Origin of the sequence: Hyphobacterium marinum, assembly GCF_036330325.1 — a bacterium.
Lineage (GTDB): Bacteria > Pseudomonadota > Alphaproteobacteria > Caulobacterales > Maricaulaceae > Hyphobacterium > Hyphobacterium marinum.
In genome coordinates, this window is sequence record NZ_JAZDRO010000003.1 from 367,983 (window position 1) to 394,286 (window position 26,304).

At 63.3% G+C, this 26,304-nt stretch carries 40 protein-coding genes; 4 read left to right on the plus strand and 36 right to left on the minus strand.

What is annotated here, in order from left to right; all coding sequences use genetic code 11:
- Nucleotides 1–272: 272 nt before the first annotated feature.
- Genes V0U35_RS09450 through crcB form a run of 5 tightly spaced genes read right to left on the minus strand, consistent with a single transcriptional unit; the run spans nucleotide 273 to nucleotide 3,763 of the window.
- Entirely contained in the window at nucleotides 273–917 is a 645-nt protein-coding gene (locus tag V0U35_RS09450; protein ID WP_330196459.1) for a 2OG-Fe(II) oxygenase, read from the minus strand.
- Between the two features lie 53 nt (nucleotides 918–970).
- On the minus strand, nucleotides 971–1,720 hold the full coding sequence (locus V0U35_RS09455) for an ATP12 family chaperone protein (protein WP_330196460.1): 750 nt from the start codon (nucleotides 1,718–1,720) through the stop codon (nucleotides 971–973).
- Entirely contained in the window at nucleotides 1,717–2,406 is a 690-nt protein-coding gene (locus V0U35_RS09460; RefSeq protein ID WP_330196461.1) for an HAD-IA family hydrolase, read from the minus strand. The genes V0U35_RS09455 and V0U35_RS09460 overlap by 4 nt, the downstream gene beginning before the upstream one ends.
- Nucleotides 2,403–3,383: an RluA family pseudouridine synthase gene (locus V0U35_RS09465; protein WP_330196462.1), complete on the minus strand. Its 981-nt coding sequence runs from the start codon at nucleotides 3,381–3,383 to the stop codon at nucleotides 2,403–2,405. The genes V0U35_RS09460 and V0U35_RS09465 overlap by 4 nt, the downstream gene beginning before the upstream one ends.
- Nucleotides 3,380–3,763 carry a fluoride efflux transporter CrcB gene (gene crcB / locus V0U35_RS09470; RefSeq protein WP_330196463.1) on the minus strand — a complete coding sequence of 128 codons (384 nt, stop codon included), beginning with the start codon at nucleotides 3,761–3,763 and terminating at the stop codon, nucleotides 3,380–3,382. The genes V0U35_RS09465 and crcB overlap by 4 nt, the downstream gene beginning before the upstream one ends.
- 100 nt (nucleotides 3,764–3,863) lie before the next feature.
- Between crcB and V0U35_RS09475 the strand changes: the two genes are divergently transcribed.
- The gene (locus tag V0U35_RS09475; protein WP_330196464.1) at nucleotides 3,864–4,481 is read left to right on the plus strand and encodes a hypothetical protein; all 618 of its coding nucleotides are present in this window, start codon (nucleotides 3,864–3,866) and stop codon (nucleotides 4,479–4,481) included.
- A gap of 6 nt (nucleotides 4,482–4,487) precedes the next feature.
- Nucleotides 4,488–4,982, plus strand: coding sequence for a DUF805 domain-containing protein (locus tag V0U35_RS09480; RefSeq protein WP_330196465.1), 495 nt, complete (start codon nucleotides 4,488–4,490; stop codon nucleotides 4,980–4,982).
- A gap of 324 nt (nucleotides 4,983–5,306) precedes the next feature.
- Here V0U35_RS09480 and V0U35_RS09485 read toward each other — a convergent pair whose 3' ends face one another.
- Both V0U35_RS09485 and V0U35_RS09490 read right to left on the minus strand, forming a co-directional pair.
- The gene (locus tag V0U35_RS09485; protein ID WP_330196466.1) at nucleotides 5,307–5,678 is read right to left on the minus strand and encodes a hypothetical protein; all 372 of its coding nucleotides are present in this window, start codon (nucleotides 5,676–5,678) and stop codon (nucleotides 5,307–5,309) included.
- 80 nt (nucleotides 5,679–5,758) lie between these two features.
- Nucleotides 5,759–7,066, minus strand: coding sequence for a replication-associated recombination protein A (locus V0U35_RS09490; RefSeq protein WP_330196467.1), 1,308 nt, complete (start codon nucleotides 7,064–7,066; stop codon nucleotides 5,759–5,761).
- 118 nt (nucleotides 7,067–7,184) lie between these two features.
- On the opposite strand from V0U35_RS09490, the gene V0U35_RS09495 reads away from it, so the two are divergent.
- Together V0U35_RS09495 and V0U35_RS09500 are read left to right on the plus strand one after the other, a co-directional pair.
- On the plus strand, nucleotides 7,185–9,989 hold the full coding sequence (locus V0U35_RS09495) for an Ig-like domain-containing protein (RefSeq protein ID WP_330196469.1): 2,805 nt from the start codon (nucleotides 7,185–7,187) through the stop codon (nucleotides 9,987–9,989).
- A gap of 90 nt (nucleotides 9,990–10,079) precedes the next feature.
- Nucleotides 10,080–10,484, plus strand: a complete 405-nt coding sequence (locus tag V0U35_RS09500) for a VOC family protein (RefSeq protein ID WP_330196470.1) — start codon at nucleotides 10,080–10,082, stop codon at nucleotides 10,482–10,484.
- On the opposite strand, the gene V0U35_RS09505 is transcribed toward V0U35_RS09500, so the two are convergent.
- The 29 genes from V0U35_RS09505 to V0U35_RS09645 form a co-directional block, all read right to left on the minus strand.
- Nucleotides 10,481–11,929 carry a DegQ family serine endoprotease gene (locus V0U35_RS09505; protein ID WP_330196471.1) on the minus strand — a complete coding sequence of 483 codons (1,449 nt, stop codon included), beginning with the start codon at nucleotides 11,927–11,929 and terminating at the stop codon, nucleotides 10,481–10,483. The genes V0U35_RS09500 and V0U35_RS09505 overlap by 4 nt on opposite strands.
- Nucleotides 11,930–12,037: 108 nt before the next feature.
- Complete coding sequence (gene rplQ / locus V0U35_RS09510) at nucleotides 12,038–12,457, minus strand: 50S ribosomal protein L17 (RefSeq protein WP_330196472.1); 420 nt, start codon at nucleotides 12,455–12,457, stop codon at nucleotides 12,038–12,040.
- A gap of 36 nt (nucleotides 12,458–12,493) precedes the next feature.
- On the minus strand, nucleotides 12,494–13,513 hold the full coding sequence (locus V0U35_RS09515) for a DNA-directed RNA polymerase subunit alpha (protein ID WP_330196473.1): 1,020 nt from the start codon (nucleotides 13,511–13,513) through the stop codon (nucleotides 12,494–12,496).
- 86 nt (nucleotides 13,514–13,599) lie between these two features.
- The gene (rpsK, locus tag V0U35_RS09520; protein ID WP_330196474.1) at nucleotides 13,600–13,989 is read right to left on the minus strand and encodes a 30S ribosomal protein S11; all 390 of its coding nucleotides are present in this window, start codon (nucleotides 13,987–13,989) and stop codon (nucleotides 13,600–13,602) included.
- Between the two features lie 15 nt (nucleotides 13,990–14,004).
- The gene (rpsM, locus tag V0U35_RS09525) at nucleotides 14,005–14,373 is read right to left on the minus strand and encodes a 30S ribosomal protein S13 (RefSeq protein WP_330196475.1); all 369 of its coding nucleotides are present in this window, start codon (nucleotides 14,371–14,373) and stop codon (nucleotides 14,005–14,007) included.
- 150 nt (nucleotides 14,374–14,523) lie between these two features.
- Nucleotides 14,524–15,090, minus strand: a complete 567-nt coding sequence (locus V0U35_RS09530; RefSeq protein ID WP_330196476.1) for an adenylate kinase — start codon at nucleotides 15,088–15,090, stop codon at nucleotides 14,524–14,526.
- A complete protein-coding gene (gene secY / locus V0U35_RS09535) occupies nucleotides 15,087–16,433 on the minus strand; it encodes a preprotein translocase subunit SecY (protein ID WP_330196477.1) in 1,347 nt (448 codons plus the stop codon). The genes V0U35_RS09530 and secY overlap by 4 nt, the downstream gene beginning before the upstream one ends.
- A gap of 41 nt (nucleotides 16,434–16,474) precedes the next feature.
- Nucleotides 16,475–16,954 (minus strand): 50S ribosomal protein L15, encoded by a 480-nt coding sequence (gene rplO, locus V0U35_RS09540; RefSeq protein ID WP_330196478.1) that lies wholly within the window; start codon nucleotides 16,952–16,954, stop codon nucleotides 16,475–16,477.
- A gap of 28 nt (nucleotides 16,955–16,982) precedes the next feature.
- A complete protein-coding gene (rpmD, locus tag V0U35_RS09545) occupies nucleotides 16,983–17,180 on the minus strand; it encodes a 50S ribosomal protein L30 (protein WP_330196479.1) in 198 nt (65 codons plus the stop codon).
- A 12-nt stretch (nucleotides 17,181–17,192) separates the two neighbouring features.
- Nucleotides 17,193–17,786 carry a 30S ribosomal protein S5 gene (gene rpsE / locus V0U35_RS09550; protein WP_330196480.1) on the minus strand — a complete coding sequence of 198 codons (594 nt, stop codon included), beginning with the start codon at nucleotides 17,784–17,786 and terminating at the stop codon, nucleotides 17,193–17,195.
- An 11-nt stretch (nucleotides 17,787–17,797) separates the two neighbouring features.
- Nucleotides 17,798–18,151: a 50S ribosomal protein L18 gene (rplR, locus tag V0U35_RS09555; protein ID WP_330196481.1), complete on the minus strand. Its 354-nt coding sequence runs from the start codon at nucleotides 18,149–18,151 to the stop codon at nucleotides 17,798–17,800.
- 11 nt (nucleotides 18,152–18,162) lie between these two features.
- Entirely contained in the window at nucleotides 18,163–18,696 is a 534-nt protein-coding gene (gene rplF, locus V0U35_RS09560; RefSeq protein WP_330196482.1) for a 50S ribosomal protein L6, read from the minus strand.
- 13 nt (nucleotides 18,697–18,709) lie between these two features.
- Nucleotides 18,710–19,108 (minus strand): 30S ribosomal protein S8, encoded by a 399-nt coding sequence (gene rpsH, locus V0U35_RS09565; protein WP_330196483.1) that lies wholly within the window; start codon nucleotides 19,106–19,108, stop codon nucleotides 18,710–18,712.
- 19 nt (nucleotides 19,109–19,127) lie between these two features.
- Nucleotides 19,128–19,433 (minus strand): 30S ribosomal protein S14, encoded by a 306-nt coding sequence (gene rpsN, locus V0U35_RS09570; RefSeq protein WP_330196484.1) that lies wholly within the window; start codon nucleotides 19,431–19,433, stop codon nucleotides 19,128–19,130.
- Nucleotides 19,434–19,482: 49 nt separating this feature from the next.
- Complete coding sequence (gene rplE / locus V0U35_RS09575) at nucleotides 19,483–20,043, minus strand: 50S ribosomal protein L5 (RefSeq protein ID WP_330196485.1); 561 nt, start codon at nucleotides 20,041–20,043, stop codon at nucleotides 19,483–19,485.
- Entirely contained in the window at nucleotides 20,036–20,353 is a 318-nt protein-coding gene (gene rplX / locus V0U35_RS09580; protein ID WP_330196486.1) for a 50S ribosomal protein L24, read from the minus strand. The genes rplE and rplX overlap by 8 nt, the downstream gene beginning before the upstream one ends.
- Nucleotides 20,354–20,355: 2 nt before the next feature.
- The gene (rplN, locus tag V0U35_RS09585) at nucleotides 20,356–20,724 is read right to left on the minus strand and encodes a 50S ribosomal protein L14 (RefSeq protein ID WP_330196487.1); all 369 of its coding nucleotides are present in this window, start codon (nucleotides 20,722–20,724) and stop codon (nucleotides 20,356–20,358) included.
- 42 nt (nucleotides 20,725–20,766) lie between these two features.
- Nucleotides 20,767–21,003 carry a 30S ribosomal protein S17 gene (rpsQ, locus tag V0U35_RS09590; RefSeq protein ID WP_330196488.1) on the minus strand — a complete coding sequence of 79 codons (237 nt, stop codon included), beginning with the start codon at nucleotides 21,001–21,003 and terminating at the stop codon, nucleotides 20,767–20,769.
- Between the two features lie 3 nt (nucleotides 21,004–21,006).
- On the minus strand, nucleotides 21,007–21,213 hold the full coding sequence (gene rpmC, locus V0U35_RS09595; protein WP_330196489.1) for a 50S ribosomal protein L29: 207 nt from the start codon (nucleotides 21,211–21,213) through the stop codon (nucleotides 21,007–21,009).
- An 11-nt stretch (nucleotides 21,214–21,224) separates the two neighbouring features.
- Nucleotides 21,225–21,638 carry a 50S ribosomal protein L16 gene (gene rplP, locus V0U35_RS09600; RefSeq protein WP_330196490.1) on the minus strand — a complete coding sequence of 138 codons (414 nt, stop codon included), beginning with the start codon at nucleotides 21,636–21,638 and terminating at the stop codon, nucleotides 21,225–21,227.
- A 20-nt stretch (nucleotides 21,639–21,658) separates the two neighbouring features.
- On the minus strand, nucleotides 21,659–22,363 hold the full coding sequence (gene rpsC / locus V0U35_RS09605; RefSeq protein WP_330196491.1) for a 30S ribosomal protein S3: 705 nt from the start codon (nucleotides 22,361–22,363) through the stop codon (nucleotides 21,659–21,661).
- Entirely contained in the window at nucleotides 22,363–22,743 is a 381-nt protein-coding gene (gene rplV / locus V0U35_RS09610) for a 50S ribosomal protein L22 (RefSeq protein WP_330196492.1), read from the minus strand. The genes rpsC and rplV overlap by 1 nt, the downstream gene beginning before the upstream one ends.
- 4 nt (nucleotides 22,744–22,747) lie before the next feature.
- Nucleotides 22,748–23,026 (minus strand): 30S ribosomal protein S19, encoded by a 279-nt coding sequence (rpsS, locus tag V0U35_RS09615; RefSeq protein ID WP_330196493.1) that lies wholly within the window; start codon nucleotides 23,024–23,026, stop codon nucleotides 22,748–22,750.
- A gap of 11 nt (nucleotides 23,027–23,037) precedes the next feature.
- Nucleotides 23,038–23,874 carry a 50S ribosomal protein L2 gene (gene rplB, locus V0U35_RS09620; RefSeq protein ID WP_330196494.1) on the minus strand — a complete coding sequence of 279 codons (837 nt, stop codon included), beginning with the start codon at nucleotides 23,872–23,874 and terminating at the stop codon, nucleotides 23,038–23,040.
- 3 nt (nucleotides 23,875–23,877) lie between these two features.
- Entirely contained in the window at nucleotides 23,878–24,186 is a 309-nt protein-coding gene (locus tag V0U35_RS09625; protein WP_330196495.1) for a 50S ribosomal protein L23, read from the minus strand.
- A complete protein-coding gene (gene rplD / locus V0U35_RS09630) occupies nucleotides 24,186–24,824 on the minus strand; it encodes a 50S ribosomal protein L4 (protein WP_330196496.1) in 639 nt (212 codons plus the stop codon). The genes V0U35_RS09625 and rplD overlap by 1 nt, the downstream gene beginning before the upstream one ends.
- On the minus strand, nucleotides 24,821–25,660 hold the full coding sequence (gene rplC / locus V0U35_RS09635) for a 50S ribosomal protein L3 (protein WP_373696393.1): 840 nt from the start codon (nucleotides 25,658–25,660) through the stop codon (nucleotides 24,821–24,823). Before rplC ends, rplD begins: the two co-directional genes overlap by 4 nt.
- A gap of 4 nt (nucleotides 25,661–25,664) precedes the next feature.
- On the minus strand, nucleotides 25,665–25,976 hold the full coding sequence (rpsJ, locus tag V0U35_RS09640; protein ID WP_330196497.1) for a 30S ribosomal protein S10: 312 nt from the start codon (nucleotides 25,974–25,976) through the stop codon (nucleotides 25,665–25,667).
- Between the two features lie 88 nt (nucleotides 25,977–26,064).
- A partial coding sequence (locus V0U35_RS09645) for an EF-Tu C-terminal domain-related protein (RefSeq protein ID WP_507237444.1) occupies nucleotides 26,065–26,304 on the minus strand: 240 nt, incomplete at its 5' end.

Sequence of the window (26,304 nt, forward strand, 5' to 3'; positions counted from 1 at the left end):
CGCGTATGCGCGACACCCGTATTCCCTCTCCCCTTTCTCGTGTCCTTCCTCCTCTCCCTTGATGGGAGAGGTGTCGACCCCGGACTTGGTCCGGGGGAGGCGGAGAGGGTGGGAAACAGAGCTTTCCCTCTCCCCTTTTAAAAGGGGAGAGGGCCAAGGTAAGGGGTTGGCCGAGGATCAAGCACACTCCGGCACGACCCCCTCACCTCAATCCTCTCCCCCAAGGGGGAGAGGAGGAAATCACATGAGCTTTCGCTTTGGCGAAAACCGCCCTACTGGAACGGGTTCAGCTTCTTGAGAAAATACTGCAGCCCGCCGCGGTTTTCCTTGCGGTCGAGCTCTTCCTGGCTGGTCAGGAAGGTGGTCTGGACGACATAGCGCTCGCCTTCGAACGGTAGATGCCCGTGCCAGGAATTGTCCGAGCGCAGAAAGGCAAAGACATACCCTTCCAGCGGCGGCACTTCCTCGGCGTAATCCTCAAAATCATCCGGGCCATTGAGGACGCGGATACAGCCCCTGCCTGTGCCGTCCCACTCGGCATTGAGATAGGTCAGCATGGTCAGGATTTTCGATTTGGAATCGTTGTGGATCGGCCCGTCGGACTTCTGCGACAGACGGCGCACGGTGATCATGCGTGGCTTGTCGGTGAAATCGACACCGAATTTCTCGGTCAGCACCTGCGCCAACTCGGCGCTGTTGAGATCAGCCATCAGCCGCTCGAACGCGCCGGTGGCTTCCAGCTTCGACAGCGGCAGATAGCCCGGCTTGGCGATCTCGGGGTAGTCCGCGCGCACCGAGGCTGCTTCCTCCGCGTTGAGCGCGCCTTCCGCGACGAAATAGCTGTAGGGCTCGGTCCGCGTCGCCGCGCCGCGCAAAACGTCGAAATCGAGAATGCCGCCGGGGCCGGTCTTCGCCATCGCTCACGCTCCTGAACTCTTTTTCACGGGCCAATCTAGGCCCGGATGTGCCGTCAGCCTAGCGCGGCGAGGAGTCGCGCGCAGGCTTGCAGCTCGCCTTTGAGAACGGCAGCCGCGGCGGCGGCTTCGGAATCCTCGCCCCACTGGCTCGCCTGGAAATCCTCGTCGACGCGTGAGGCAGCGAACACCGTCTCGCCATCGGCCTTGCCCTCCACGAGCGCAAAGCCCAGCACCGCCGAACAGGACAGGGACGCCGCCTGGACCAGCGCGGTCAGCCGCCAGTCATCGTAGATCTCGGCGCGGGCCTTCAGCGCATCCAGCGCTTCGGGGCGCGTGTCGGCAGGCAGAATACCTGTGACAGCCGGCAGGTGTGCGCCCAGATCCTGCTCCGCCCAGTCAAGGAAAGGCTGCCAGACGCGCGTCTGCGTTTCAACCAGCTCACCAGGCCCGTCCGCGCGATGGCGCAGCAGATCGGTTTCGGCATATTTCAGGACTTCGGCGATGAAGGCATCGCGGCGCTCGCCGGCCTGGTCAACCGTCACATTGGACAGCCGGGTCAGCGGCATGGACGGCGGGTCGACCCGCTCGCCCTGCGCATCCCATTCAGCCGCCACCGCCTCGGCCAGCTTCTTTGTCGGCAGGACCAGCGGACGCTTCATCACCGTGCGTACCGGACGCCCATCAAGCGTGACCGCGAAACCGCCGTCCGCCGGTGTTGTCCCGGCGGCCTTGTAGAAGCGCTTCGGGCGCGTGTCCTCGGGTCTGGGGACTTTCACGCCAGGCTTGGTTTCGAACCGGCTCATGCGGCAACCTCCTTGCGGCCCCGCGCGAAGCGATCAAGCCCGCGTTGAAGGCAGGCGAAATCGTCGTGGATGTCGTGCGCGCCAGCGGCTTCGATTTCCTCGCGGGTGTGGAAGCCCCAGGTGACACCGGCCCCCCTAACCTTCGCATTCACCGCCATTGCAATGTCGTGGCTGGTATCGCCGATCATCACGCAAGCGTCGGACGCAAGTCCGGTCTCGCGCAGCGCGTCATTGACCATGCGCGGATCGGGCTTGCCCGGCCCGGTACAGGAGGTGTTGAGCGTAGCGAAGACACCGCCGAGATCGTGCGTGGTCAGAATATGATCCAGCCCGCGCCGGGGCTTGCCGGTCGCAACACCCAGCACCCAGCCATCGGTGGCCAATGTCTCGAGAATGTGGCGCGCGCCGGGATAAAGGCTTTCGAGTGAAGCATCTTCCTCACGCAACCTGACAAAGGTTTCCCGGAAGGTGTTGAAAACGCCATCCACCAAGGCGTCTTCGGCATCGTCCGGCAGGAGCAGCCGGATCGCAGCACTGAGCTCGATCCCGACAATGGTGCGGACATGATCGTAGGCACAGCCGCCCAGCCCGTTTAACCGGAAGGCGTCGTCCATCGAGGCGTGGATCAGGCGGCGGGAATCAACGAGCGTCCCGTCGAGATCAAACAGGGCAAGCGGCGCACTCATCCCAGCACCTCTTCCATCTCCGCCTCGTCGATGAGGTCGTCGTCAAAGCCCAGCGCGGCGAAGGTCCGCGCCATGTGCTCGGGCAGCGGGGCCTCGATCACCAACCGGTCGCGCCCCAGCGGCAGGACCAGGCGGCGGGCATGGAGGTGGAGGCGATTGGACAGCTCGCCCGGCGTTTCCCGGTCGCACGTATATTTGCGGTCGCCGACAATGGCATAGCCCATGCCGGCCATGTGAACGCGCAGCTGGTGGGTGCGCCCCGTGATCGGGCGCAAAACGACCCAGCTCGCCTTCTGCCCGGCCTCAGCGGCGACGGCATAGCGGGTCAGCGCGTATTGCGCGCCCGGCTCGCCATGCTCGGCGGCAACCATCTGCTCGCGGTCACCCCCGTCCGTGCTCTTCTTGACGAAGCCCTTGATCTCGCCCGTCCTTGGACGCGGCACGCCAACAACAACCGCCCAGTAGTATTTTTCCGTCTCGCGCGCCTGAAATGCTTTCGCCAGTTTCGAGGCGGCATTGAGCGACTTGCCTGCGACCAGAACGCCGGACGTATCCTTGTCGAGCCGGTGGACGAGGCGCGGCTTGCGGTCACCCTCCCCGAAGGCGGACAGGAGGCGATCAAGATGCTTCGTCGTCTTCGACCCGCCCTGCACGGCCAGACCGGCGGGCTTGTTGAATGCGAGCACGTCGGCATCCTCATAGATCACCAGCGAACGCGCATAGGCGATCTCGTCCTTGGACAGGCGGTCGTCATGGCGGATTTCGCTCGGCTCGGGGAAAGGCGGAATGCGCACTTCCTGCCCAGCGTCGAGGCGCGTGTCGGCTTTGGCCCGCCCGCCATCGACGCGGATCTCGCCCTTGCGCAGCGCCTTCTGGATGCGGCCATTGGGGACGTGCGGAAAGCGTTTCTTCAGCCAGCGGTCCAGCCGCGCGCCGTCATCGCCCTCGCCAATGGTCAGTTTCTGAACCCCGCTCATGCGAAGACCCGCCGGGCAATCAGTAGACCCACGAACAGCGCCAGAACGGCCAGCACGACCGAGCCCAGCGTATAGCCGAGCGCGTTGAACCACTGCTTGCGCTCAATCATCACCACGACATCGAGCGAGAACGCCGAAAACGTCGTGAAGCCACCGAGTATCCCGACGGCGAAAAAAGCGCGCAGCGCATTGGCATCGGCCCGGCCCGCCTGCGACAGCCAGCCAATGAATCCGCCCATCATGAGGCCGCCGATAACGTTCACGAGGAACGTCCCGTGCGGCCATTCCGGCCCCAGCGCGCGCAGCGCCCACTGGCCGGTCAGATGGCGCGACACGGCCCCGATGGCCCCGCCCGCAGCGATGAGAAGAAGATTGGTCATACTCCCGCGCGGGATACGCCCGTGCGCGCAAGGTGGCAAGGGGATGGCATTGGCTGAAAAGCGGTTGCAGGCGATGTGGCTTCGTTTCTAGAGTTGCCAGATGACGGACGCGACGCCGAACACGACGGAGAACATTACCTATCGGCTGGGTGCCTGGCTTCCCGTCGGGCGTACGCCACGCCCAATTGATATGGCACAGGAGCCACTCGAAAACCGGCGCTCTGTTGTGCAGTTTTTCATTGGTTGGGGGCCGACCATCATTCTGATCGGCGTTGCCATTGGTCAGCTCTTCCCGGTTTTGGAAAGCTTGCTGGAGGAGGCGCTGGTCATGCCAATGCCCTATTTTATAAGGGCAATTGTTCCGCTCTTACTGCTGGAAGAATACCGAAGGTTCTGCTGGTCAGCCAAACGGCTCCACGACCTCGACCGTTCGCTCAGCGGCTATGCCATCAGGCGTATTCCGGTCTGGGCTTTCCTTTTCGCGGTCCTGGCAGCCAATGAATTAGTCTCCTCCGGGCTCATCCCCACAGGTAGTCTCGGCGGATCTGTTATCTGGGGAATTCTTTTCATTGTGGGCTTTGTTGTCTTGCCCATGGGAGCGCTGATCGCCAGCTTCTGGCTTCACTCACATGTCTACCGGCCGTTCAACGCCTACCTCTTGAGAACGCCCGGCGACCCCGAACCCAACCGCTACGGTCCGCCGCCGGCAACAGGTTAGTACAGCATGTTTCGAGCGGTTCTCATTGCGCTCCATCCCTTTGGCCGAGCCGGACCTGCCGGGCCATACTGGCAAAGCCCCTTCGGTAACGGCCGGAGTTCACTCTGGATATTCCCTATTGTTGCAGCGGTTCTGATCGGCGGCCACTTTCTAGGGTTGATTTTCCCCGACGTTCCTTTGGTGAATTCCGGCGGAGCATTCTTGGCGCTCCTCGCCCTCCAAACCCTCCTGCACCAGTTCTGGCTTATCCGGCGGCTGCACGATCTTGGGCGGACCGGGCTTTGGCTGGTGCTGATTACGCCCGTGCCCTTCCTCGCCATCGCTGGATTGGCGGCATGGCTGATGCCCGAGCTGCGCGCCTGGGCGTTCGCCGAGGGCCGGGCCCTTTATATGATAGGCACCATCGCCGCGATCATTTTCCTGCTCGAATTCACGCGCTGGCATGCCGTCGCCGCTGATGGCGATCCCGCCCCTAACCGCTACGGCCCGCCGCCAAAGTAGATGCATCTCCAGCCATGCATTTCAGCATGGCTCTGTTGGCCGAACGGCGATTGTCCCGGCAATCTAAAGGTTTATCTCTGCGCTCGCCCGGTGGATGTGCCGCCGGGCCAAGAAAAAGACCAGGGTAAACACATGAGTCGATTGAACCAGAGCCTCGCCGTCTTCGCGCAACTCGTTTTCGTCGCCGCCGTCACCGGCGGGATGATCATCGCGATTGCCCCGACGATTGCGTAACAGGCCATCCCCGCTCCGGCCGGTCAAACGGGTCGGAGCGCACGAAATTCACGAACGGGAGCCGCGCATCATGCCGGCTCCCGTTTTGATTCAGCCCTTCGCACGAAACGCCTGGATCAGCATGATCAGCGCCGACAGCATAATGGCCACCGCTGACATGCCCGCGATCGGGCCATAGGTCGCCGGGTCGCCTTCACCATAGAGGCCGAAGAGCGCATAGATCATCACAGCGGCCCCGGCCTGGTGCACGATCAGGTGGATCCAGGCGATAATGCCCAGCGGCACCGACCACACGCGGTAGATCATCGCCCACAGGATCGACAGCACGCCGCCGACCAGCATCATGTGCGCGTGGGTCGGCATCTGGCCGTGGTCCTGCGTGCGGCCCATATGCTCGCCCAGAGCCATGCCACCCAGCAGCCAGAGCAAGCCAAGCAGCAAGAACAGACGATCAACTTTCATGGAAATTCCCTCCCCCAAAGGACGGAACGAGAATCCCACACCCGCTGCAACTCTGGCAAGAGGGATTTTCGAATCGAGGTCTATCCGCGCCGTGATACCCGTTTGGCGCGCCAGCGTTCGAGCCGTTCCCGAATGGCAGCTTCCCGGCCGATATCCTTTGGCTCGTAGAAAACCGGGCGGTCCGTCATCTCGTCAGGGAAATAGTCCTGCCCCGAAACCCCGCCGTCCGCGTCATGGTCATATTCATAGCCCGCGCCATAGCCTTCTGATTTCATCAGCTTGGTCGGCGCATTGAGGATGTGTTTGGGCGGCATCAGCGAGCCGGTCTCGCGCGCGGCCGCTCTCGCGCGTTTGTAGCCCTTGTAGACCGCATTCGACTTCGGCGCGCAGGCCATGTGGACGACCGCCTGCGCGATGGCGAGCTCGCCTTCGGGCGAGCCGAGGAAATCATAGGCATCCTTTGCTGCGAGCGCGGCGTGGAGGGCCGACGAGTCCGCGAGGCCGATATCCTCGCTTGCCATGCGCACGACGCGCCGGACGATGTAGAGCGGGTCCTCCCCACCTTCCAGCATCCGCGCCAGCCAGTAGAGCGCGGCGTCCGGATCCGACCCACGCACGGACTTATGCAGCGCGGAGATGATGTTGTAGTGCTCCTCGCGGTCCTTGTCATAGACCGGCGCGCGGCGCTGGAGCACCTCGCCGATCTCGCGCAGATCCATCTTCCCGGTCCGGTCGAGCGCAAACAATTCCTCGGCGAGATTGAGCAGATAGCGCCCGTCCCCGTCGGCCATCGCGATCAGGCCCTCGCGGGCATCGGCCTCGACCGGAAGCGACTTGCCTGTCTCCGCTTCCGCGCGGTCCAGAAGCAGGCCGAGCGCTGCCGCATCCAGCCGTTTGAGGACCAGGACCTGCGCGCGCGACAGGAGCGCCGCATTCAGTTCGAAACTCGGATTCTCGGTCGTCGCGCCGACCAGCGTAACAACGCCTTCTTCCACCACGGGCAGAAAGCCGTCCTGCTGGGCGCGGTTAAAGCGGTGAATCTCGTCAACGAAAAGCAGCGTGCCCCTTCCGGCCTGCCGCCGGGCCCGCGCCCGGTCGAACACTTTCTTCAAATCCGCGACACCGGAAAAGACCGCCGAGATGGGTTCGAACTCGAGACCGGAATCGGTCGCCAACAGGCGCGCAATAGTGGTCTTCCCCACACCCGGCGGACCCCACAGGATCATCGAGGCAAGCCGGCCTTGCGCCCGCATCCGCGCGATCGGGCCCGTGCCGGCGAGGAGGTGATCCTGGCCGACGACCTCATCGAGTGATTTCGGGCGCAGCCGGTCGGCCAGCGGCCGGGGAGCTCCGTCATCAAGGCCGGCAGCTTCGAACAAATTGCTCATGGGCTTCTTTTAGGCGGCTTCCGCCGCGGCGCGAAGCCTGTCATGTCAGATTGCGTTTTTAAATTGTTGCAACCCTGTGATTTTGTTTGTTTATTGGATGCCAGTCAGGGAGTTGGGAATGTTCCGGAAAATTGTGTTTGCGTTGGGTGCGCTGTCGTTTTCTGCGGCCGCGTCGGGAGAGGATTTGTCTGTCTGGACGCTCGAGTCCGACGTGGCCGAAGACCAGCAGGCGGTCGCCGAACGCGTCGTTCGCCTCCAACTCAATCCGGACATCTTTGCTCAACGTGCGGGGCGAACGCTGCACCTCGCCATGCCGGACGGATCGACCGAGACGCTGCGCATTCGCTCGGTTGGCCCCACGCTGTCAGGCGGAACCGCACTGTCGGCATACAGCCTCGATGGTGCAGGTGAACTCTACCTGTCGCGCGGCCTCAATGCCGACTTCGGCACGCTCCTGATCGATGGCCGCAGCTGGCAGGTCGAGGGCCACCGCAATGGCTACGCCACCTTGCGGCCCGCGCCGGACACCGCCCAGGGACCAGATGCTGTACCGGCACCGCTCACCTCGGGCCGCCCTCCGGTTTCGGCCCCGAGTGCAGGCAATGGCGTTGTCGACATGTTCTATGCCTACGATCAGAGCATGATCGACCAGTATGGCTGGGGCCTCGTGGATCTCGCCGCAGCCGACGTCGGGCGCGTCACCACCGCTTTCGAAAACTCGAACGTCGCGATGTCGGCCTCGATTGCCGATATGGGCTTTGTCGATTTGCCCGCCGAACGCGGGGGCTACACCCTGCTCAGTGAAATCTTCAACCAAACCAACGGGTTTGAGGGTGCCGGGGCCGCCATTGACCGGCTAGGGGCGGACATCTACTCAATCAACCGCGTGCAGGTGTCTGGCCGCGACAATTTCTGCGGTATCGCGTTCATTCTTGACCCGACACGCGAGTACAATATCGCACCCCAGTACAATGTCTGTCACAACGGCGCGGTCATGGCCCACGAGACCGGCCACAATCTCGGTCTGGCCCACGGGCTCGATACAGATGACAGCCAGGGCTTGCCGGTCGACTGGGCGCGCGGTTTCCTGATCAGCAACGACTATGCGCTCGGTGGCATCTATGGCTCGCTGATGTCCTACGGACAGGCCCGCCAGCTGGAGTTTTCCGATCCGACCCGGACCTGTCCTGACCGGGGCAGTATCTGCGGAATTCCCGTTGGCGAACCCCGGGCCGCAGACGCGTCCCGCGCCTTGCGCGAATACAGCGTCGCGGGCAACCGACAGACGGCTGTTCCACTGAACCGGTTGCGTTCCGCCGTCCTGCCGACCAGCCGCTTTGTTCAGACTGGGCAGGCTGCAACGGCCTTCATGACCGTGATCAATCCGAACACGGTCGTGGCCGAAGACTGCCGGATCTCCCATCACGGACCCGACCGCGCGGGCTTCACCTATCAACGGACCGACCCGGCGACCAACGGGGCCGTTGGCGACGTCAACACGCCGGTCGATATCCCGGCCCGTGGCGTCCAGACCTTCGTGATTTCCCTGACGCCGTCCACCGATGTCTCCGGTGTCTCTTTCGCCCCCTTTGCCTCCTGCGCGAATGTGCCCATGGCCGAGATCACGGCGGGGCTGAACACGGTCAATCTCGGCTCCGATGCCGGTGGCGGGCCTGACATCATTGCGCTAGCTGCGACATTGAACGGCAATGGCATCGTCGACATCCCGGCCGGCCGCCGCGGGGCCTTCTCGGTTGCAACCGCGAATATCGGCGGTGCCGGCACCGTCACGGTCCGGGCGCTGTCGCTCGACCCGTCCCTGCCCGCAACCGGACAGGTGTGCCAGACCGGCGGGACCGGCGCGTGCATGGCACCCCCGGCAGACACGCTTACGCTGGACATCGGGGCCGGCGAGACACCGACCTTCGCCGTCTTCGTCAGCACGGCCTGGCCGACACCGTTCGCGTCCCGCAGCCGCTTCCAGGTCCAGATGGAAGTGGGAGGTACGGTACGCGGATCGACCTCTGTCGCCATCCGCAACGAGGCCGGTCTCGAGCCACCCACCGTTGAGGCCTTCACGGCAACAGTCCAGGCCACCAAGACTGTCAGTGGATCGCTGGCTGATCACGTAACGGGATACGCGGACTCCTTTGCCATCCTGTCCCAGCCCACGCTCGGCTCGGTCACACTGGACGCGGCGACCGGCGAGTTCACCTATACGGCCGGCCCGGTCGGGGGCAGCGACAGCTTCACCTATCAGGCGCTCAACGGGTCGGGTGCCGCCACCGCGGCCAGCGTGGGCGTGACCATCACCGCCCTGCCCCTGCCAACTGTGTCCAGCTTCGCCGAAGGCGACGATCTGGGCGGCACCTATCGGGTCGATCTAGACAACCATGCGGGCGGCGACATTGACCGGTTCGCCCTCGTGACGCCGCCAAGCGTCCCGCACACCTTCGATGAGATCACCGGCATCCTCGAAATCGAACTGCCCGAGACCGGAAACTCGGTCAGCTTCCAGTTCCAGGCGATCAACTCGACCGGGGCGACACAGCCCGCGACCGGGACGGTCAATCTCGAAGCCTTTTCGAACTGCATGCCGGACCGCCCCACCAATGCGCGGATGCTACGCCGCCTGGCCAATTTCAACGGTGATGCAACCGGCACGGTCTCCATCGACGAGGCCGAGGATATCATCGAATTCCTCTGCCTGACGGTGACCGACCGGTTCGACTTCATCGTCAATGGCGAGAATGGCGATGGCAGCCTTGCTGCCGGTGTCTTCCCGGAACAAAGCCGCGGGCCAGTGCCCTATTACGCGGTCAATTTCCGCGGACCGAACACCGGCAATAATTTCGGCCAGGTGCAGATCTGCAAGGTCGAGGGCGTCGCCACGATGGCCGAGTGCGAGAACTACACGCGCTAGCCGGTACGCCCTCCCGGTTTCAAAGCTTTCGCGTTCGGGACTAGACTGGTCCTGAGCGCGCGTGGCGCAATCGGCAGGAGGGCCGGGAACATGGACGGTGTTGTACCCTATCTCAGCGTTCGCGGCGGGGACGCCGCCATCGCCTTCTACAAGTCCGCTTTCGAGGCGGAAGAGCTGGAGCGATATGACTGGGAAGGCAAGCTCGGCCACGCCGCGCTGCGTATCAATGGCGGCATCGTCATGCTGGCCGACGAATTCCCGGACATGGAGGACCAGATCGGCAATGTTGCCCCGCCGAGCCTGGATGGGCGTACGACTTTCACCATCAACCTGTCGGTCGACGACGCTGACACCTGGTTCGACCGCGCCGTGAAGGCCGGCGCAAGCGTCATCCGCCCGCTCTCAGACGAGTTCTACGGGCGTCAGGGCAAGCTGCGCGACCCGTTCGGACATGTCTGGAGCGTGGTGACGCTGAAAGAGGGCCACGACGCTTAGAGCTGAAGCGTGCGTTCCATGCGCTGGCCGCGCCGTTCGATGGCGATGGGCCAATCCTTGACGTCATCATCGCGTTCCACCGTATCGGTCAGCTGGTCGACCGTCGTCACCGGCGCGCCTTGCAGTTCCAGCACCCGGTCACCCGGACGGAAGCCGAAATAGTCCGCAGCCGAGCCGCGCTGCACCGAGAGGACGATGACACCGCGCACGAACGGGTCGAACCCGATTTCCTCGTTGAACGCCGGCGAGAGGTTCGCCACCTCGGCCCCGGCCAGCGGATTGCGGCCGGCAATCTGGCGGCGTTCGGGAGCGGGGTCGGACGGAGCCACGTCGACCGGTACGCGGATCGTGCGTTCGCCACCGTCGCGCAGCACGGTGAAGTCCGCCGTGTCCCCAACAGCGCGCGTGGCATAGCGGAAGCGCGCACCCGGCTCGTCATTGACGTCCACACCGTCGATGGCGAGCACAATGTCGCCGCGTTCCAGCCCGGCTTCTTCGGCAGCGGCACCCGGATAAATGTCCGAGACCAGCGCCCCACGCGGGCGATCGAGATCGAGCGAGGCGGCGATATCCCCGGTCACGGTCTGCAGGCGTGCGCCCAGCCAGGGCTGGATCAGCTCACCTTCGGTCAGGGCCGCATCGACGACACGCCGGACCATCTCGATGGGGATGGCAAAGCCGATCCCGTTCGATCCGCCCGAGCGGGAATAAATGGCTGAATTCACGCCGATCAGCGCGCCGTCCATATTGACCAGTGCACCACCGGAATTGCCCGGATTGATCGCCGCATCGGTCTGGATGAAGAAGGCAAAGTCCGAGACGCCGACTTCGGTGCGCGCCAGCGCAGAGACGATGCCCGACGTCACGGTCTGGCCGACGCCGAACGGGTTGCCGATCGCCAGCACCAGATCGCCAATCTCTGCTGCGCCCGGCTGGGCATAGGGGACAGAGGGCAGAGGCACGTCGGTTTCAATACGCAGGACCGCCAGATCCGTGCGCTCGTCGGCGAGCAGGATTTCCGCCTCGAATTCGCGGCGGTCATTAAGGACGACGCGCAATTCGGTCGCGCCCTGAACCACGTGATTATTGGTGATGATGACACCCGACGGATCGATGATCACACCGGAACCAAGTGAGCTTTGCGTTTGCGAGCGCGGGCCCTGGCGTCCGAAGAAGCGCTCGAAGAACGGGTCCATCGCCGGGCGCTGTACGACGCGCGAGGAATAGACATTCACCACGGCCGGAGCGACCTCGCGCACAATCGGCGCAAAGGACAGCTGCATCTGGGTCTGGCTTTCCGGAACGGTCCGGAAACTCGGTTCGGCAAGGGTTTCGGTTTCCTGTGCGCTACCAGCCAGGGCTGGGCTTTCCGGCTCCTGTGCCTCACAGGACGACGTCAGAAGGACGGCCAGACTGGTTGCAGCAATCAGCGCAAGGCGGGTCATGGGCATACTCCTAAGGTGGATCGGACTTCAAACCGGATACTGAGATAAGAAAAAGGCGGCATTGCGCAAGCAAGCCGCCTTTCCCGTGAATTCATAATGACGAGAGTCTTACTCGTCCGTAGCCTCGAACTCGGCCTCGCGGGCGCGATCAGCGGCACCGCGGGCTTCCGGGTCACGGTCGACCAGTTCAATCACGGCCATCGGCGCGTTGTCGCCATGGCGGAAACCGGCCTTCAGGACGCGGGTGTAGCCACCGGCGCGCTCGGCATAGCGCGGACCGAGGGTCTCGAACAGCTTGGACACCTGTTCGACATTGCGGACCTTGGAAATGGCCTGCCGGCGGGCATGCAGATCGCCGCGCTTGGCGAGCGTGATCAGCTTGTCCATGAACGGCTTCATTTCCTTGGCTTTCGGCAAGGTCGTGACGATTTGCTCGTGCTCGATCAGCGACGCGGCCATGTTCGCGAACATGGCGTTGCGGTGCGTGGTCGTGCGACCGAGTTTACGATGGGCGACGCCGTGGCGCATGACGCATTCTCCTTTGAGTAGAGGCCTGGCCGATGCCTAGGCGTGCTCGTCGAAACGTTTGGCGAGATCCTCGATATTCTCCGGCGGCCAGTTCGGCGCTTCCATGCCGAGATGGAGACCCATCTGGGCGAGAACTTCCTTGATCTCGTTGAGGGATTTACGGCCGAAATTCGGAGTCCGCAGCATTTCCGCTTCGGATTTCTGAATCAGGTCGCCGATATAGACGATGTTGTCGTTCTTCAGGCAGTTCGCCGAACGCACGGACAGCTCGAGCTCATCAACCTTCTTCAGGAGCGCCGGGTTGAAGTCCAGCTCGGGACGGTCGTCCTCGGCCGGGCGCTGCTCGACGGCTTCCTCGAAGTTGATGAAGATCTGGAACTGGTCCTGCAGGATGCGCGCGGCATAGGCCACGGAATCTTCCGGCGTCACGGTTCCGTCGGTCTCGATGTCGAGAATGAGCTTGTCATAGTCGAGCACCTGGCCTTCGCGGGTGTTTTCCACGCGGTAGGCGACCCGCTTGACCGGGCTGTAGAGCGCATCGACGCCAATCAGGCCGATCGGCGCATCTTCCGGACGGTTGCGGTCGGCCGGGACATAGCCCTTGCCGGTGTTGACCGTCATCGTGAAGCGGATCTCCGCGCCCTCGTCGAGCGTGCAGATGACGTGCTTCTTGTTGACGACTTCAACGTCGGCGGTTTCCTCGATGTCACCGGCGGTGACGACACCCGGGCCGGTCTTGCGCAGGACAACGCGCTTGGGGCCTTCACCATGCATGCGCAGGGCGATTTGCTTGATGTTGAGGACGATGTCGGTGACGTCTTCGCGCACGCCCGGAATGGACGAGAATTCGTGCACCACGCCGTCGATCTGCAACGCGGTGACGGCCGCGCCCTGCAGCGAGGACAGAAGGACACGGCGCAGGGCATTGCCCAGCGTCATGCCAAAACCGCGCTCGAGCGGCTCGGCGACGATGGTCGCGTGCTGTTCCGGATTGTGGCCGGGTTTCACTTCCGGCTTCATCGGGCGGATCAGTTCTTGCCAGTTCTTCTCAATCACGGGTCTTGCCCCTCTCGGTGTCGCGCGTGACCTGGACCGGTCCGGTACGCGCGATGCGTAATGCGTTGTCGTGAAGCGGCGCTTGTCTAGACGCGGCGGCGCTTCGGCGGACGGCAGCCATTGTGCGGAATGGGCGTGACGTCGCGAATGGTCGTGATGGTGAAGCCCACGGCCTGCAGGGCGCGCAGCGCCGACTCGCGGCCCGAACCCGGACCGGAGACGTTCACTTCCAGCGTCTTCATGCCGTGTTCCATCGCCTTCTTGCCGGCTTCTTCAGCGGCAATCTGCGCGGCATACGGGGTCGACTTGCGCGACCCTTTGAAGCCGTTCGCGCCGGCGGTCGACCAGGAGATCGCATTGCCCTGCGCGTCGGTGATGGTCACCATCGTGTTGTTGAAGCTGGCGTTCACATGCGCGACGCCTGAGATGATGTTCTTCCGCTCTTTACGGCGGACGCGTGTCGGCTCTTTGGCCATAAGACTTCTCCGCCCTTACTTCTTCTTGCCGGCGATCGGCTTGGCCGGGCCCTTGCGGGTACGGGCATTGGTGTGGGTGCGCTGACCACGGACCGGCAGGCCGCGGCGATGCCGCAGGCCGCGATAGTTGCCCAGGTCCATCAAGCGCTTGATGTTGACGGCCACGTCGCGGCGCAGATCACCCTCGACCTGGTAGTCGCGGTCGATCACTTCGCGAATCTGCAGCACTTCCGCGTCGGTCAGGTCATGGACCCGGCGCTCGCGGGCCAGGCCGACCTTCTCGCAGATTTCCTTGGCCTTTGCAGGACCAATGCCGTGGATATAGCTCAGCGCTATCTCAACACGTTTATTCGTCGGTATGTTGACGCCGGCGATACGGGCCACGATGCTCTCCTAACCTTGGTCACGCCTTCACGGACGATGCGCGCCCTGCCCCCTTGCCTTGAAGGGAGAAGGTCGCTCGCCGCCCGTTTCGCGAAGGGCGCTATCTATAGTGCCGAGCCTGTCCCCGTCAACGGGGTCAAGCGCGTTTCTTCATCCCTTGTCCAGCACGTCCGCAATGGCCGCACTGACAGCGTCCATCGAGCCCATGCCATTCACGTCATGCAGGACGCCCTGACCCTCATAGTAAGGGATCAGCGGCGCAGTCTGTTCTTCATACACGGACAAGCGCGTCTTGAACGCCTCGACCGTGTCATCGGCCCGGCCCTGTTCAGCAGAGCGCTTGGCCATGCGGGTCACCAGCTCGTCATTGTCGACGACAAGACGGATCACCGAATCGATTTTCTGTCCGCGCTTGGCCAGCAGCTCATCAAGTGCCTTGGCCTGGGCGACGGTGCGCGGGAATCCGTCAAAGATCGCCCCGCCGGCCGCTTCGGCCTCGCCGAGACGCTCCGCGATCAGCTCGATGACGATCTCGTCGGAGACCAGGGCTCCGCTGGCCATGATGCCGTCCACGCGGCGGCCCAGTTCGGAACCCGACGCAATCGCGGCGCGCAGCATGTCTCCCGTCGACAGCTGAATCCAGCCACGGCTTTCGACGATGCGCTTGGCTTGCGTGCCCTTGCCGCAGCCCGGCGGTCCGAACAGTACGAGGTTCATCGGCGACGGCCCCGCAGCTTGGTCTTCTTGATCAGGCCCTCATACTGGTGGGCCAGCAGGTGGGACTGGATCTGGGAGACCGTGTCGAGCGTGACCGACACGACGATGAGGATCGAGGTCCCGCCGAGTGCAAAGGACGCGCCGGTCTGGCCGCGCAGCATTTCCGGAATCAGGCAGACGATGGTCAGATAGAGCGCGCCAACCAGCGTCAGCCGAGACAGCACGTAATCGAGATACTCTGCCGTCCGCTTGCCCGGCCGGATGCCCGGCAGGAAGCCGCCATACTTGCGCAGATTGTCCGCCGTATCTTCCGGGTTGAACACGATCGACGTATAGAAAAAGGTGAAAAAGATGATCATCGCCGCATAGAGCGCCAGGAAGACGGGTTGGCCCGGTCCCAGGTTCGACGTGATGTAGAGCAGCCAGTCCGGTCCCGACTGCGACATGAAGCTGGCAGCAGTGGCCGGCAGGAGAAGCAGCGACGAGGCGAAGATCGGCGGGATCACACCAGCCGTGTTCAGCTTCAGCGGCAGGAAGGAGGTCTCGCCACCGACCATGCGCGAGCCTTGCTGGCGCTTCGGATACTGAACCAGAAGCCGGCGCTGCGAACGCTCCATGAAGACAACGAAGACCAGGATCGCCAGGACCAGCGCGATCATCGCCACCACGAAGCCCGGGTTGATGGCTCCAATGCGCCCCTGTTCCAGCGTCGCAAAGAGAACGCGCGGAAGCTCGGCAATGATGCCCGCGAAGATGATCAGCGAAACGCCGTTGCCGACGCCGCGTGCGGTGATCTGCTCACCCATCCACATCAGCAGCATGGTGCCGCCGACGAAGGTCGTTACAGTGGTGATGATGAAGAACAGGCCAGGATTGAGCGCAATGGACGCACCGGTATTGGGATCGGACTGGGACATGCCCATGGCGATTGCCAGGCCCTGCGCGGCGGCCAGCAGCACCGTCAGATACCGCGTGTACTGGTTGATCTGCTTGCGGCCCGCTTCCCCGCCTTCCTTCTTCAGCTGTTCCAGCTTTGGAATGGTCGCACTCATCAACTGCATGATGATGGACGCAGAAATGTACGGCATCACGTTGAGCGCAAAGATCGCCATACGCTCCACGGCACCGCCGGAGAAGACATTGAAGACGTCCAGCATGCCCGACTGGTTCGAGAACGCGGCGGCGTACTGAACCGGATCGATCCCCGGCACCGGGATATACGTCCCGATGCGGTAGGCGATAAGGACGCCAAGCGTGAACAGGATACGCTTCTGCAGCTCCTTCGCGCGGGCGAAAGAGGAGAAGTTGATGTTCTGGGCAAGCTGTTCAGCGGCGGAGGCCATGGCGTCCCCTTGTCAAAACGGCGAGTTGAATGACGCGCCGCCTATTCCTCGGCTGCCGGAGCGGGCTTGGTGATGGTCACCTTGCCACCCGCCTTCTCGACCGCTTCGACCGCAGCCTTCGACGCACCGGCAACGGTGATGTCTACTTTGGTCTTCAGCTCGCCTTTCGCAAGGAGGCGCACGCCGTCGGTCTTGCGGCGGATCACGCCGGCTTCGACCAGGACCGCTTCGTCGATGGCCTTCTTTGCGTCGATCGACTTGGCGTCGATCGCCTTTTGCAGACCACCGAGATTGAGCTCGGCATAGGACGCACGGTTCGGCTTGTTGAAGCCGCGCTTGGGCAGGCGCATGTGGATCGGCATCTGGCCGCCCTCAAAGCCCTTGATCGCGACGCCGGAACGGGACTTCTGCCCCTTCACACCGCGTCCGCCGGTCTTGCCCTTGCCGGACCCGATGCCGCGTCCGACGCGGATCTTCTTTTTCGTCGCGCCATCATTGTCGCGCAATTCGTTGAGACGCATGTCGTTCTCCTTCAAAGAGCCGGGCGCTCTAGGCCTTCTCTTCGACGATTTCCACCATGTGGCTGACCTTCGCGATCATGCCGCGAACCGCCGGGGTGTCTTCCAGTTCACGCACGCGGCCGATACGGCCGAGGCCGAGACCGACGAGCGTCTGACGCTGATCCTTCGGGCGGCGGATCGGGGACCCCGTCTGCCGCACGCGCAGTGTTTTCTTCTTCGCAGCCATAATCAGCTCTCCTTACGCCTCAAGCGCTTCGGGAGCCGAAGCCCCGTCATTGCGCCGGGCCACCAGGTCGCCGACCTTCAGGCCGCGCTTGGAAGCAACCGAGCGCGGGCTGCGCTGGTTCTTCAGCGCGTCGAATGTCGCCCGGATCATGTTGTACGGGTTCGAGGAACCGGTGGACTTGGCCACCACGTCCTGGACGCCGAGGGTTTCGAGCACCGCACGCATCGGGCCGCCGGCGATGACGCCGGTTCCCGGAGGCGCAGCGCGCAGAACCACCTTGCCCGCGCCATGACGGCCCGGGGAATCGTGGTGCAGCGTACGGCCTTCGCGCAGCGGAACGCGGACCATCGACTTCTTGGCCTCTTCGGTCGCCTTGCGGATGGCTTCCGGCACTTCGCGCGCCTTGCCCTGTCCGAAGCCGACCCGGCCCTTCTGGTCGCCGACGATCACGAGCGCCGCGAACTGGAAGTTCCGGCCACCCTTCACCGTCTTGGCGACGCGGTTGATGTGAACGAGCTTGTCGACGAGTTCGTCGCCCTGCTCCTCGCGGTCCCGGTCCCGGCCGCGACCGCGTCCACGTCCGCGATCTTCGTTGTTACGCGCCATGAGCCGCTCCCTTAAAAGTTCAGGCCGCCCTCGCGGGCAGCGTCTGCGAGCGCCTTGATGCGCCCGTGATAGATGTAACCGCCGCGATCGAAGACGACGTCTTTGATCTTGGCCTTCTTGGCCCGTTCCGCGATCCGCTCGCCCACGGCCTTCGCCGCGGCGACATTCGCGCCCGAACCCTTCACGTCGGCTTCCTTGGTGGAAGCGGCGGCCAGGGTGCGGCCGTTCACATCGTCAATGATCTGAGCGTAGATGTGCTTCGACGAGCGAAACACGGACAGACGCGCGCGGCCATTGGCGACCTTGCGCAACCGCGAACGGTTGCGCAGGGCACGGCGCTGGTTCTTTTCCCGATTCGATTTCATCGTTGCGCGTCCTACTTCTTCTTGCCTTCCTTGCGGCGGATATACTCGCCGGCATACCGCACGCCCTTGCCCTTATAGGGTTCGGGGGCACGGAAGCGGCGGATTTCCGCGGCAACCTGGCCAACTTGCTGCTTGTCGGCACCCGTCACCGTGATTTCGGTGGGCTTGGGCGTCGCCAGCTGAATGCCTTGCGGCGGCTCGTACACGACGTCGTGGCTGTAGCCGAGCGCCAGCTTCAGGTTCGAACCCTGCATCTGGGCGCGGTAACCAACGCCTTCAAGCTCGAGCGTCTTGGAGAAGCCTTGCGACACACCAGCCACCATGTTGGCGACCAGGGCGCGCGTCATTCCCCACATGGCGCGGGCGCGCTTGGACTCGTCGGACGGCTTGATCACGATGCCTTCGGCTTCCTTGGAAGCCTTGACGTCGCGGACCAGGGTCAGCGCGAGCTGGCCTTTCGGTCCCCTGATCGCCAGATCGCGGCCGTTGAGATTGACTTCTACGCCTGACGGAATTTCGACAGGCAATTTTCCGATGCGTGACATCAGTGCGCTCCCGTCAGGTGATGTGGCAAAGGATTTCGCCGCCGACATTGGCTTCGCGCGCCGCATTGTCCGACATCACGCCCTTGGGCGTGGAGACAATGGCGATGCCGAGGCCGTTCGACACGAGCGGCAGGTCCTTCACCTTTGAATAGACACGGCGGCCCGGCTTGGAGACCCGCTGGATCTCGGCAATGACCGGTTCGCCTTCGAAATACTTCAGCTCGATCTCGAACTCGCGCTTGCCATCGGCATGCTCGACTTCGCTGTAGCCGCGGATGAAGCCTTCGGCCTGAAGCACGTCCAGGACGCGCTTGCGCATCGCGGAAGCCGGCGTCGCCACCGTCTTCTTGTTGCGCATCAGGGCGTTGCGGATACGCGTGAGCATATCGCCAAGAGGATCATTCATAGACATTGTTCTTCAACCCTCCCAATCACCAGCTCGACTTGACCATGCCGGGGATCAACCCGTTCGAGGCCAGGTCGCGCAGCGCGATCCGAGACATACGCAGCTTGCGGTAGAAACCGCGCGGCCGGCCGGTGATCTCGCAACGGTTGCGGATCCGGCTGGGCGCGGAATTGCGCGGCAGCTGAGCCAATTTCAGCTGAGCGGCAAACCGCTCTTCGACCGGCTTTTCGGTGTCGCGGGCGACAGCCTTCAGCTCGGCGCGTTTGTCGGCATAGCGCTTGGCCAGCTTCTGGCGCTTGCGATTCCGCTCGACGGCACTTGTCTTCGCCATTTACTTCCTCCTGCGTGCGGAACCCTCATGGTCCCGCTCTCCTGTCGCGTTAGTTCGAAAACGGAAAATCGAACTCGGCCAACAGGGCCTTCGCTTCTTCGTCGGTTTTCGCGGTCGTGCAGACCACAATGTCCATTCCACGGATCTTCTCGACCTTGTCATAGTCGATCTCCGGAAACACGATGTGCTCCTTCAGGCCCAGGGCGTAGTTGCCCCGACCGTCAAAGCTCTTGCCGTTCAGGCCGCGGAAATCCCGCAGACGCGGCAAAGCGATGGTCACCAGCCGGTCGAGGAATTCATACATGCGGTCATGACGCAGCGTGACCTTGGTCCCGATATACTGGTCCTCGCGCAGCTTGAAGCCGGCGATGGAGGTCCGGGACTTGGTCTTGACCGGCTTCTGGCCGGCAATGCGTTCCAGATCGTCAACCGCGCCCTGCAGCTTCTTGGAATCCTGGGCGGCTTCGCCGACGCCCATGTTCAGCACGACCTTTTCGATGCGGGGGATCTGCATCGGGTTGGTGTAGCCGAACTTTTCCTTCAGCCGGTCACGGATCTCGTCGCGGTAACGCGAGCGCAGCCGCGGCTCATATGTCTTGGTGTCAGCCATCGACGACCTCGCCTGATTTCTTGGCCACGCGCACCTTCTTGCCGTCCTTCAGCGTGGTGAAGCCGACACGTGTCGCTTCGCCCGACTTCGGGTCGGCAAGCGCCACGTTGGAGACGTGGATGGACAATTCCTTGGTTTCGATACCGCCGGGCGAACCCTGCGACGGGCGATTGTGGCGCTTGACCACGTTCACGCCCTGCACGACGACGCGCGATTCCGACGGGATCGACTTGATCACTTCGCCGGTCTTGCCCTTGTCGCGACCGGTCAGGACGACGACCTTGTCACCCTTCTTGATCTTCGCAGCCATGGTTAGAGCACCTCCGGTGCCAGCGAGACGATCTTCATGTGGTTCTTGGCGCGCAGTTCGCGGGGAACCGGGCCAAAGATCCGCGTGCCGACAGGCTCGTTGTTGTTGTTCACCAGGACGGCGGCATTGGTGTCGAACCGGATCACCGAACCGTCCTTGCGCTTGATGTCTTTCGCGACGCGCACGACCACGGCCTTGCGCACTTCGCCCTTCTTCACGCGGCCGCGCGGAATCGCTTCCTTGACCGAGACGACAATGATGTCGCCCACGTGGGCGTACCGGCGTTTCGCGCCGCCCAGCACCTTGATGCACTGCACACGGCGGGCGCCGGAATTGTCGGCCACGTCCAGATTGGATTGCATCTGGATCATCGCATTCCTCCTAAATCGGGGTCTGCTCCGTCACACCTGGGATCAGGCGTTGGCCGGAACGACCTCCCACCGCTTGAGCTTCGACTTGGGCGCGCATTCCTGGATCATCACAGAATCCCCAGTCTTGAACGCATTGTTCTCGTCATGGGCGTGGTAGCGCTTGCTCCGACGCACCGTCTTGCGAAGCAGCGGGTGCAGGAACGTCCGTTCCACGCGGACCACAACCGTCTTCGCGCCTTTGTCGCTGACCACGACGCCTTGCAATATGCGCTTGGGCATCGCCTAGCTCCCTTTGCTTTCTTGCGCCGAACGCTCGGTCCGGGCCGTCTCGATGCGCGCAATCGTGCGGCGCAGCTTGCGGATGCGGGCCGTGTTCTCCAGCTGGCCGGAAGCGCGCTGGAAACGCAGGTTGAATTGTTCTTTCTTCAGCTTCAGGAGCTCTTCCTTCAGCTGGTCGTCGCTCATCGCGCGGACGTCGGCAGCGTTCATCGGTTCAGCTCCTACTCGCCGATCCGGGTGACGATTTTCGTCTTCACCGGCAGTTTGGCAGCACCGAGCGCGAGCGCTTCACGCGCCACGGCATCGGGCACACCGTCAATTTCGAACATGATCCGGCCGGGCTTGACCTTGGCGGCCCAGAATTCGGGCGAGCCCTTACCCTTACCCATCCGGACTTCGGTCGGCTTCTTGGAAACCGGCACGTCCGGGAAGATGCGGATCCACACGCGGCCGGCACGCTTCATGTGGCGCGTCACGGCCCGGCGGGCAGCTTCGATCTGGCGCGCGGTCACGCGTTCCGGCTGCATCGCCTTCAGGCCATACGAGCCGAAGTTCAGCGTAAAGCCACCCTTGGCCGCACCCTTGATGCGGCCCTTGTGCGCCTTGCGGAACTTGGTGCGTTTCGGTTGCAGCATAACTTCGCTCCGTCGTCCCCTTAAGCGGCCCGGCTTCCGGTGCGAGCGCGTTGCTCGCCGGATTCCTGAAGGCGGCGTTCCTGTGCCAGCGGGTCGTGCTCAAGGATCTCGCCCTTGTAGACCCACACCTTGATCCCGATGATTCCCATCGCGGTCGAGGCTTCAGCCGTACCGTAATCAATGTCCGCGCGCAGCGTGTGCAGCGGCACGGAGCCTTCCTGGTACTGCTCGGTCCGCGCGATTTCCGCGCCGCCCAGACGGCCGCCGCAGATGATCTTGCAGCCCTTCGCGCCCATGCGCATCGCCGTCTGCATCGAGCGCTTCATGGCGCGGCGGAAAGCCACGCGGCGTTCAAGCTGCTGGGCGATGGATTCGGCGACCAGGTTGGCGTCGACTTCCGGCTTGCGAACCTCAACCAGGTTCAGGAAGACTTCGCCGCCGACGATCTTCTGGAGATCCTTGCGCAGCACTTCGATTTCCGCACCCTTCTTGCCGATCACGACACCCGGACGGGCGGTATGAACGGTGACGGTGCATTTCTTGTGCGGCCGCTCGATGATGATCTTCGAGACGCTGGCATTCTTCAGACGCTCCTTGAGCATCTTGCGGATCTTGATGTCCTCGTGCAGCAGCTCGGCGTACTCGCCCGTATTCGCGTACCAGCGCGAATCCCAGGTGCGGTTGATGCCGAGCCGGAGCCCGATCGGATTGACCTTCTGGCCCATCAGGCGGCCTCCTCAACTTCGCGAACGACGATGGTCAGTTCGGAAAACGGTTTCATCACGCGGGCACCGCGGCCACGTGCGCGCGCCCGGAAGCGCTTCATCACGAGGTTCTTGCCCACATAGGCTTCGGCGACGACCAGCGAGTCGATGTCGAGACCGTGGTTGTTTTCCGCATTGGCGATCGCCGACTGCAGCGTCTTGCGCACTTCGAGCGAAATCCGCTTGCGCGAGAATTCCAGCTCGGCGAGCGCTTTCTCAACGGACTTGCCGCGGATCGAAGCGGCGACCAGGTTCAGCTTTTGCGGGCTGATCCGGATCATGCGCAGCTTGGCGCGCGCTTCGTTGTCAGCAACCCGGCGGGGATTGTTCGTCTTCGACATCGCCCTAGCCCCTCTTGGCTTTCTTGTCCGCCGCGTGACCGTAATAGGTCCGCGTGGGCGAGAATTCGCCGAGCTTGTGGCCGACCATGTCCTCGGTGACGAGGACAGGGACGAACTTGTTCCCGTTGTGCACCTGGAACGTCAGGCCGACAAATTGCGGCATGATCGTCGAGCGGCGCGACCAGGTCTTGATCGGCTTTTTCCGGCCTTCCGCATGGGAGGCTTCGGCCTTCTTCAGGAGGTATCCGTCGACAAACGGACCTTTCCAAACTGAACGCGGCATATTCGCGCTCCCTACCGTTTTTTCCGCTGATGACGCGAGCGGATGATGAATTTGTCGGTCGCCTTGTTCTTGCGGGTCTTGCGGCCCTTTGTGGGCTTGCCCCAAGGGGTGACCGGGTGACGTCCACCCGAGGTGCGGCCTTCACCGCCGCCATGCGGGTGATCAATCGGGTTCATGGCCACGCCACGCACAGCCGGGCGCTTGCCCAGCAGACGCTTGCGGCCCGCCTTCCCGAGATTTCTGTTCATGTGGTCCGGATTGGACACCGCACCAACCGTAGCAAAGCAGGTTTCCGGAATGGCCCGCAGCTCGCCCGACATCAGGCGGACCTGCGCCATGCCACCGTCGCGGCCAACCAGCTGGGCATAGGCCCCGGCGGAACGCGCGATCTGGCCACCCTTCTCCGGCTTCATCTCCACATTGTGGATGATGGTGCCGACCGGCATCGACTTGAGAGCCATGGCATTGCCCGGCTTCACGTCGGTCTTGAAGCTGGAGACGATCTCGTCACCAACCGCCAGGCGTTGCGGAGCCAGGATGTAGCTCTTCTCGCCATCGGCATAATTGACCAGCGCGATGAAAGCCGACCGGTTCGGGTCGTATTCCAGACGCTCGACCGTCGCGGTGACGTCCAGCTTGCGGCGCTTGAAGTCGACCATGCGGTAAAGGGTCTTGGCACCACCACCACGACGGCGGGCGGTGACGCGGCCGGCATTGTTGCGGCCGCCCTTCTTGGTCAGACCTTCCACGAGCGACTTTTCCGGACGTCCCTTGTGGAGACCGGAGCGGTCGACGAGCACCAGGGCGCGGCGGCCCGGTGAAGTCGGATTGAATGTCTTGAGCGCCATGGCCTACAGCCCCGTCGTCACGTCAATGGAGTCACCCTCGGCGAGGGTCACGATCGCTTTTTTCTCGTCCGAGCGCCGGCCGGCAATGCCGCGGAAGCGCTTGGTCTTGCCTTTGGTGCGAAGCGTGTTGACGCCGGTCACCTTGACCTTGAACAGGGCCTCGACGGCCTCCTTGATCTCGGTCTTCGTCGCGGTAAGCGGAACCTTGAAGACGACCTGTCCGGCTTCGGACAGAAGCGTCGACTTCTCGGTGATCACCGGGGCGATCAGCGCGTCGTAATGCTTCGCGGCAATTTTGGTCTTGGTCGCCATTATGCCGCTCCTTCCACGCCAAAGCGGGCATGGATCTTTTCGACAGCAGCCTTGGTCAGGACCAGCGCATCGCGCTTCAGGATGTCATAGACATTCAGGCCCTGTGCCGGCAGCACGTCGACATTGGGGACGTTGCGCGCGGCCAGTGCGAAATTCGCATTGACCTCGTCACCGTCGATGATCAGCACGCTGCCGCCACCGAAATTGGCGAGCGCCTTGCGCACGTCCTTGGTCTTCGGGGCTTTCATGTCCACGTCGTCCAGGACGAAGAGCGTCTTCGAACCGGCCTTCGAGGACAGGGCATGCTTCAGCGCCAGGGCACGGACCTTCTTGGGAAGCTCGTGAGCATGGCTGCGCACGCGCGGGCCGTGGGCCACGCCGCCGCCGACGAAGATGTGCGAGGAGCGCGCGCCGTGACGGGCGGTCCCGCCGCCCTTCTGACGGCCATAACGCTTCTTGGTCCGGGCAATCTCGCCGCGTTCCTTCACCTTGTGCGTCCCGGCCTGACGGCGCGCGAGCTGCCATTTGACAACGCGCTGCAGAAGGTCGGCCCGGACGTCTTCGATGCCGAAGATCGCGTCGTCGAGATCGACCGCGCCGGCATCCTTGGCCGCGAGGGTCTTCACATCGACTTTCATGACTTGGTTTCCTCTTCACCGGTGGTGGCTTCCGCCGCCGGCGCTTCATTCGTCGCCGCCGCGTCGTCCGCCGGAGCCGCTTCGGCGTCCGCCGTCACGGTTTCGGTTTCGTCCGCCGGGGCTTCGGCTTTGTCGTCCTTGGCCGGCGCGTTCTGCTCATCGAGCGAACGGAACTTGCCCGGCATCGGCAGGTCGTCGGCGCGGACGCCTTTCACGGCGTCGCGGACTTCAACCCAGGAACCCGCCGCACCCGGAACAGAACCGAGCACCAGGATCAGGCCCTTGTCGGCATCGACGCGCACGATTTCCAGGTTCTGGGTCGTGACGCGCTCGTCGCCGAGGTGACCGGCCATCTTCTTGCCCTTGAACACCTTGCCGGGGTCCTGGCACTGACCGGTCGAACCGTGCGAACGGTGCGAGATCGACACGCCGTGCGAGGCGCGAAGACCACCGAAATTCCAGCGCTTCATCGCACCGGCAAAACCCTTACCGATCGACTTGCCCGCGACGTCGACCTTCTGGCCAACGACGAAGTGGTCAGCCGTCAGTTCGGCACCGGCGTCGATCAGGTTGTCACCCGAGACGCGGAACTCGACCAGTTTGCGCTTGGGCGCAACCTGCGCTTTGGCGAAGTGGCCACGCATGGCCTTCGAGGTCCGCTTGGCCTTGGCCGAGCCGACACCGAGTTGCAGGGCGGTGTAGCCGTCGCGCTCGTCGGTGCGCTGGGAGACGACCTGACAGCCGTCCATGTGCAGCACCGTGACGGGCACGTGCGCGCCGTCCTCGGCGAAAACCCGGGTCATGCCGAGCTTCTTGGCGATAACTCCAGTGCGCATGATCTTACGCTCCGAGCTTGATCTCGACGTCCACACCGGCCGACAGGTCGAGCTTCATCAGCGCGTCCACGGTCTGCGGGGTGGGGTCAACGATGTCCAGAAGGCGCTTGTGCGTCCGGATTTCGAACTGCTCACGCGACTTCTTGTCGATGTGCGGCGAACGCAGCACGGTGAATTTCTCAAGGCGTGTCGGCAGCGGAATCGGTCCGCGGACCGTTGCGCCGGTGCGCTTGGCCGTGGAGACGATTTCACGCGTCGAGGTATCGAGCACGCGGTGATCGAACGCCTTCAGGCGAATGCGAATACTTTGCTCCATGGGTCCGATTCCGTCTTTCCAGTTTCCTTTAAAGGCTTGGGGTGGCCACCGATGTCAGGGCCACCCCTCGCCGTTATGCCTTGCCTAACTACTCGATGATTTTCGACACGACGCCGGCACCGACGGTGCGGCCGCCTTCGCGGATGGCGAAGCGCAGGCCCTGGTCCATCGCGATCGGCGTGATCAGTTCCACCGTCACTTCCACATTGTCGCCCGGCATGACCATCTCGGTACCCTCTTTCAGGGTCACGACACCGGTCACGTCCGTCGTCCGGAAGTAGAATTGCGGACGGTAGTTCGAGAAGAACGGCGTGTGACGGCCACCCTC